The organism is Rhizobium sp. P2_G2, from assembly GCF_056403555.1.
In genome coordinates, this window is sequence record NZ_JBFUFF010000192.1 from 1 (window position 1) to 6,309 (window position 6,309).

At 63.1% G+C, this 6,309-nt stretch carries 6 protein-coding genes; all 6 read right to left on the reverse strand.

Going from position 1 to position 6,309, the window contains the following annotated elements; translation table 11 throughout:
- Positions 1 to 121: 121 nt before the first annotated feature.
- A complete protein-coding gene (locus AC1D06_RS41355; protein WP_477991256.1) occupies positions 122 to 1,783 on the reverse strand; it encodes a hydantoinase B/oxoprolinase family protein in 1,662 nt (553 codons plus the stop codon).
- Positions 1,784 to 1,785: 2 nt separating this feature from the next.
- Positions 1,786 to 3,861 (reverse strand): hydantoinase/oxoprolinase family protein, encoded by a 2,076-nt coding sequence (locus tag AC1D06_RS41360; protein ID WP_477991258.1) that lies wholly within the window; start codon positions 3,859 to 3,861, stop codon positions 1,786 to 1,788.
- A complete protein-coding gene (locus tag AC1D06_RS41365) occupies positions 3,858 to 4,370 on the reverse strand; it encodes a GAF domain-containing protein (protein WP_477991259.1) in 513 nt (170 codons plus the stop codon). The genes AC1D06_RS41360 and AC1D06_RS41365 overlap by 4 nt, the downstream gene beginning before the upstream one ends.
- On the reverse strand, positions 4,363 to 5,169 hold the full coding sequence (locus AC1D06_RS41370; RefSeq protein ID WP_477991261.1) for an ABC transporter ATP-binding protein: 807 nt from the start codon (positions 5,167 to 5,169) through the stop codon (positions 4,363 to 4,365). Before AC1D06_RS41370 ends, AC1D06_RS41365 begins: the two co-directional genes overlap by 8 nt.
- Positions 5,166 to 6,056, reverse strand: coding sequence for an ABC transporter ATP-binding protein (locus AC1D06_RS41375; protein ID WP_477991263.1), 891 nt, complete (start codon positions 6,054 to 6,056; stop codon positions 5,166 to 5,168). Before AC1D06_RS41375 ends, AC1D06_RS41370 begins: the two co-directional genes overlap by 4 nt.
- A partial coding sequence (locus AC1D06_RS41380) for an ABC transporter permease (RefSeq protein ID WP_477991265.1) occupies positions 6,053 to 6,309 on the reverse strand: 257 nt, incomplete at its 5' end. The genes AC1D06_RS41375 and AC1D06_RS41380, both read right to left, overlap by 4 nt.

The window sequence follows — 6,309 nt, forward strand, 5'->3', positions numbered from 1 at the left end:
TGCCCCCATCCAATCTCCCCTGCCCCCATCCAATCTCCCCCCTTGAGGGGGAGATGTCCGGCAGGACAGAGGGGGGTGTCTCTGGCGATACCCTCTCGTTAAGAGGCGGCTTGACGGCGCCTCAGCCCACCCCATGCACCGCTTTCGCCCGCTCCGGCGTGATCATCCCGTTCTTGATGTCCCGCTGGACCGCTTCCACATCACGCTCCCTGGGATCACCGACACCACCACCGGCCCCAGTGATGATGCGGATGACGTCATCTGTATCGACGCGGATACCCGACCCGAAGGCGTAGCGTTCCTGGGTGCCGTCGGTGCGCATGACCAGGCAGTAATTGCCGGTGCCTTGCTCGCCGCCGTCGAGCGCCCAGGGGACGATGCGGGAGCGGGTGTAGCCCAGCGTGAGGAAGGAATTGTCGCGGCGGATGCGGTAATCCATGCGGATGCCGTGTCCGCCGGACCATTGGCCTTCGCCGCCCGGATCGGTGTTGAGCTCCATGCGGTCGACGAACAGGCCGTTGCGGGCTTCGGAAATCTCGGCCGGGCAATTGTAGGTCTCGCCATGGACGGCGGAGAAGATGGCGCTGTTGCCGTCGCGGCCTTTCGAGGCGCCCCAGCCGCCGATCTGCGGCTCGATGATCGTATATTGCCGGCCGGTATCGGGATGGATGCCGCCGATGAAGGTGCCGGCGATCGAGGAGAAATGCCCGGCCGGCAGCTTTTCGGGGATGTGCGGCGCCAGGCAGCGCCAGACGAGGTCATAGCCGCGGATGCCGAGTTCGTAGTAGAAGCCGACGGCGGCGGGTTCCTTGGCGTGGAAGGTGGTGCCTTCGGTGGTGAGCAGCCGGAGCGGCCTGAACGAGCCTTCGTTGGCGGGTGAATCCGGGGCGGTCAGCGCCTTGAAGATCACCTGCATCGAGACGAGCGTATCGTCATAGCCGGCATTGGAGGGGCCGCGATCCTGTTCGGGATTGTCGCGGAGGTCGACGACGAATTCGGTGTCGGAGATCGTCACCTTGACATTGAACATGCGGCCGTCGTCCTGCTCTTCGGTCAGTTCGAACGTGCCGTGCGGCAGGTCGGCAAGGGCGGCGAGCGCCACCTTCTCGCCATGGTCCATGAAGCCGGCCATGGCCGCCTCGAACGTGTCGACGCCATATTTTGTGGCGAGGTCGACGAGGCGCCTGGCGCCGATGCGGACGGCGGCGATGGCCGCCCAGAGATCGCCTTCGAGGAAATCCGGCATGCGGGAATTGACGGTGATGATGTCGAAAATGCCGGGGATCGGCTCGCCCTTCGAAATCATCTTGATCGCCGGCAGGCGAATGCCTTCCTGGAAGATTTCCGTCGCATCGGCCGACAGCGACCCCGGCGACTTGCCGCCGACATCGGAATTATGGGCGATGTTGGCGGTCCAGGCGATGATCCGGCCCTCGGCGAAAACCGGCATGCAGACGACGAGGTCGTTGAGATGGGTGACGCCGCCATAATAGGGGTCGTTGGTGATGAAGACGTCGCCGGGCTCGATATCGCCTGGCTTGTCGAATTTCTTCACCAGCACTTTTACCGCCTTGTCGAGCACGCCGATGAAGCCGGGAATGCCGGCGCCGGAGGAGGCGAGGCGGGCCTGGGCGTCGGTGATGCCGGTGCCCATGTCGAGCACTTCATAGATGATCGAGCTCATCGCCGTCTTCTTCATCGCGGCGAACATCTCGTCGGCAGTGGCCTGCAGCGAGTTCTGGATGATTTCCAGCGTGATTGGATCGTGGGAAATTTCTGTCATTGTCACGCTCCCTGGAGATGGATGTGGATATTGCCGAAGCCATCGACTTCGACGCGGTTGCCGGGATGGATGACGATGGTCGTACCGGGGTCCTCGACCACGGCCGGGCCGGTAAAAGTCATGCCGGGGGTGAATTTCTTGCCGTCGTAGATTTTCGCCCTGTGGATGCCTTCGAGCGCATAATCCACATCGCGTTCACCCTTCAGCGCCGGCGAGGCATCGGCTGAGCCTTTCTTCTGTTCCTTCATCGTCAGCTTGCCGACTTCGGCGGAGGCGACGAGATGGATGCCGACCAGTTCCACCGGGGCCTTGAGGCGATAGGTATATTCGCGCTCATAGGTCTCGTGGAAAGCGGTCTCAATGGCCGCCAGACGCGCGTCGGTGACTTCGCCTTCGACGAGGACCTCGGTCGTGTGTTCCTGGTTCTGGTAGCGGAACTTGCCGTAGCGCAGGAACTTCACCTTGTCCCTGGCCACACCTTCCTCGCCGAACTGTTTTAGCGCCAGCGCTTCGGCTTCGGTGAACACGCCTTCGATCACCTGGGCCGCACCGGTCCTGAGATCGGCGAGCTTGGTCATGAAATAGTCGCGGCGCAGGTCCGACATCATCATGCCCCAGGCCGAGAACACCGAGGCGCCGGCGGGGATGACGACCTTCTTGACGCCGAGTTCGACGCCCAGCGCCACGGCATGCATGCCGCCGCCGCCGCCGAAGGCGACGAGCGTGAAGTCGCGTGGATCGTGGCCGCGGTTGAGCGATACCAGCTTCAGCGCATTGACCATGTTGTTGTTGGCGATGCGGATGATGCCGCGCGCCACGTCGTCGGCGCTGCCGCCGAGCTTTTCGGCGACGTCGTTGAGCGCCTTTTCCGCCGAGACCATGTCGGCATTGATGGCGCCGCCGCAGAAATAGTCGCGGTTGATGCGGCCGAGCCAGAGATTGGCGTCGGTGGTGGTCGCCTTGGTGCCGCCGCGGCCATAGGCGGCGGGGCCGGGCATGGCGCCGGCCGATTGCGGGCCGACATGCAGCTTGCCGAAATCATCGACCCAGGCGATCGAGCCGCCGCCATTGCCGATCTCGACCAGGTCGACCACCGGCACCATGATCGGATAGCCGGAGGAGAGCCGGCTGCGCTCGATCCAGTAATCGGTCATGATCCTGACCTTGCCGTCCTCGATCAGCGAGCATTTCGCCGTCGTGCCGCCGATGTCGAGCGCCAGGACATTCTTCTCGCCGATCAGCTTGCCGAGTTCGGCCGCACCCCAGAAGCCAGAGGCCGGGCCGCTTTCGACCATGGTGATCGGGATTTTCGACACGCTTTCGAGTGAATCGACGCCGCAGTTCGACTGCATGATGAACAGGTTGCCATCGAAACCCTTGGTCGACAGGCCCTGGTTCAAGCGCTGCAGGTAGCGTTCGGCGGCCGGCTGCACATAGGCCGAGAGCACGGTGGTGCTGGTGCGCTCATATTCGCGCCATTCGCGGGTGATCTGGTGCGAGGAGACGGTGGCAATGCCCGGCCAGAGGCGCTGCACCTCGGCCTGCGTCGCCTGCTCGTGGCTGGGATTGGCATAGGAATGCAGGAAGCAGATGGCGATCGCCTGCACGCCCTCTGCCTTGAAGCCCGCAAGGATCTCCGGCAGGCCGGATAGATCGAGCGGCTTCAATTCCTTGCCATGATAGTTGAAGCGGCCGGGTAGTTCGCGGCGCAGATAGCGTGGCACGAAGGGCTCGGGCTTCTGGTAATGCAGGTTGAAGAAATCCGGCCGGTTGCCGCGGGCGATTTCGAGTGAATCGCGAAAGCCCTCGGTGGTGATCAGGCCGACCTTGACGCCCTTGCGCTCGGTCAGGGCATTGATGACGACGGTGGTGCCATGGGCGAGGAAATCCACCGATTTCGGGTCGACGCCGCCCTTCTCCAGCACATTGAGCACGCCCTCTTCGAAATTGGGCGGCGTCGTGTCGGATTTGGCGGTCGTCACCCGCGACTGTCCGGTTGCGTGATCGGTCTCGAAGCAGACGAGATCGGTGAAAGTGCCGCCGACATCGGTGGCGACGCGGATGGTTTTCGTGCTCATACGCCCGTCTCCTTGGCTTGATCAGCCTCCCGGGATTTTGCCAAAAGCAGCATGGCGACGGTGCCGGGCAGTTTTAGCGCTTCGGCGGCCTTGACGCGGTCTTCGGTGTAGAAACCTTCCTCGTGCAGGCAGTTGATCGTGCCGATGACTAGGCCGTCGACGGTGATCGGCACGTTGATGACGCTCTCGCAGCCGAGCGACTTGATCAGCGGATGGTCGTCGAACACCTTGGAAATGTCCTCGATGGTGTTGGCGACGAAGGTGCGCTTCTGCTTCAGCGTGATGTCGGACCAGTAGGTCTCGTTATAGGGCTTGGTGCCGGAGACCGGATAGGCATCGGGCATGTTGGAATAGACGCGCTCGGCAAGCTTCTTGTTGGTGTCGCTGGTCATGACGGTGAAGAGTTTTACCCCGACGAGGTCACGGGTCAGCTGTTCCAGCGCCGCGAAGGCCTTCTGGGGCTGGCCGGTCTCCGCGACGGCGGCGACGAAATTCTCGTAATCAGGCATTTCCATTCTCCATAATGCTGTCGCGCAGGGCCGCTTCCTCTCGGCTGACGACGGGGACTGCGCCGATCAGGCGGCGCGTATAGGGGTGGGCGGGATGTTCGAAGATCGCGTCGGTGTCGCCAAGCTCGACCAGCTTGCCCTTTTCGAACACGGCGACGCGGTTTGCGATGTTGCGCACGACCGAGAGGTCATGGGTGATGAACACATAGGTCAGGCCGCGTTTGTCCTTGAGGTCTTTCAAGAGCTTCAGCACCCGGGCCTGGACCAGCACGTCGAGCGCCGAGGTCGGCTCGTCGAGCACGACGAGCTCGGACTGGCAGGCCAGCGCGCGGGCAATCGCCACGCGCTGACGCTGACCTCCGGACAGAGCGGAAGGGGACCGCGTCCGGAAATCGGTGGGGAGGCCTACTTCCTCCAGAAGCTCTTCGGTCCGTTTCGCCCGGCCCGCCCTGTCGCCGATATCGTGAACATCGAGCGCCAGCCTGAGCGAGGCGCCGACGGAGCGGCGGGGATTGAGCGAGGACAGTGGGTTCTGCTGCACCAGTTGGATGGCACGGCGATGGTCCTTCTCGCGTTTCGCCGGCAGGTCCTTATCCCTGAAGATCAGGCGGCCGGAGGTGGCAGCGTAGATCCCGAGGATGATATTGGCAATGGTCGACTTGCCGGAGCCGGATTCACCGACGATCGCCAGGCATTCGCCTTGCTCGACGTCGAAGGAGACGTGGTCGAGCGCCTGGACCTTGCGGCCGTTGACGGAGAATTGCTTGGAGACATCCACGACCCGGAGAAGCTTGCTCATGAGAGTAACTCCTTCTCGCTGAAGCCGGTGTGTGCGACGAGCGGCGCCAGGAATGTCGCGGGATCGTCGGAAATGTCGGGAATGCCGCCGCCGGTGATGCGCGGCACGGCGGCGAGCAGCGCCTTGGTGTAGGGATGCTGCGGCGCGGCGAACAATCTTTCGGTCGAACACTGCTCGACGATATTGCCCTTGTAGATGACATAGACGCGGTCGGCGAATTCGCGCACCACGCCGAGATTGTGCGAGATGAACAGCACTGCGGTGTGGTGCTTCTCGACCAGCTCCGACATCAGCTTCAGCGTCTGGGCCTGGACGGTGACGTCGAGCGCCGTGCCGGGCTCGTCGGCGAGCAGCAAAGCGGGATTGTTGACCAGCGCCATGGCGATCATGACGCGCTGGTTCATGCCGCCGGAGAGCTGGAAGGCGTAGGAATCGAGCACCCGGTCCGGTTCGGTGATTGCGACATCCTTCAAGGCTTCCGAAGCCTTGCGGCGGGCGGCGTCATTGGAAATGCCGGGCTCGGCGCGTTCGAGCACTTCCTTGAACTGGGTGAAGATGGTGTAGACCGGATTGAGCGACGAGGTCGGGTCCTGGAAGATCATCGACATCTTGGTGCCGCGCAGCTTGTGGCGGTCGGCATAGCTGAGCTTTTCCAGATCCGTGCCTTCGAATTCGACCGTACCGGAAATGCGCGCGGTCCTGAGGGATTGCAGCATGCCGAGCACGATGCGGGCGGTGACCGACTTGCCGGAACCGCTTTCGCCGACAAGTGCGACGCGCTCGCCCTTCCTGATATGCAGCGAGATGCCGTGCAGCACTTCGCTCATGCCCGACCAGGTCTTGAAGCCGAGGCGCAGGTTGTCGATCCTGAGTGTCGGTACGGTCATTGGTCGACCCCCAGGATTTCGCGCAAGGCATCGCCGATCAGGTTGAAGCCGAAGACGGCGACGAGGATGGCGAGGCCGGGGAATACGGTGAGCCACCAGCTGTCAGGCAGGTATTTGGCGCCGTCCGACACCATCGAGCCCAAGTCCGGGGTCGGCGGCTGGACGCCGAGGCCGAGGAAGGAGAGCGACGAGGCGATGAGGATGACGAAGCCGAAATCGAGCGTCATCTTGGTGATGATCGACGGCACGCAGT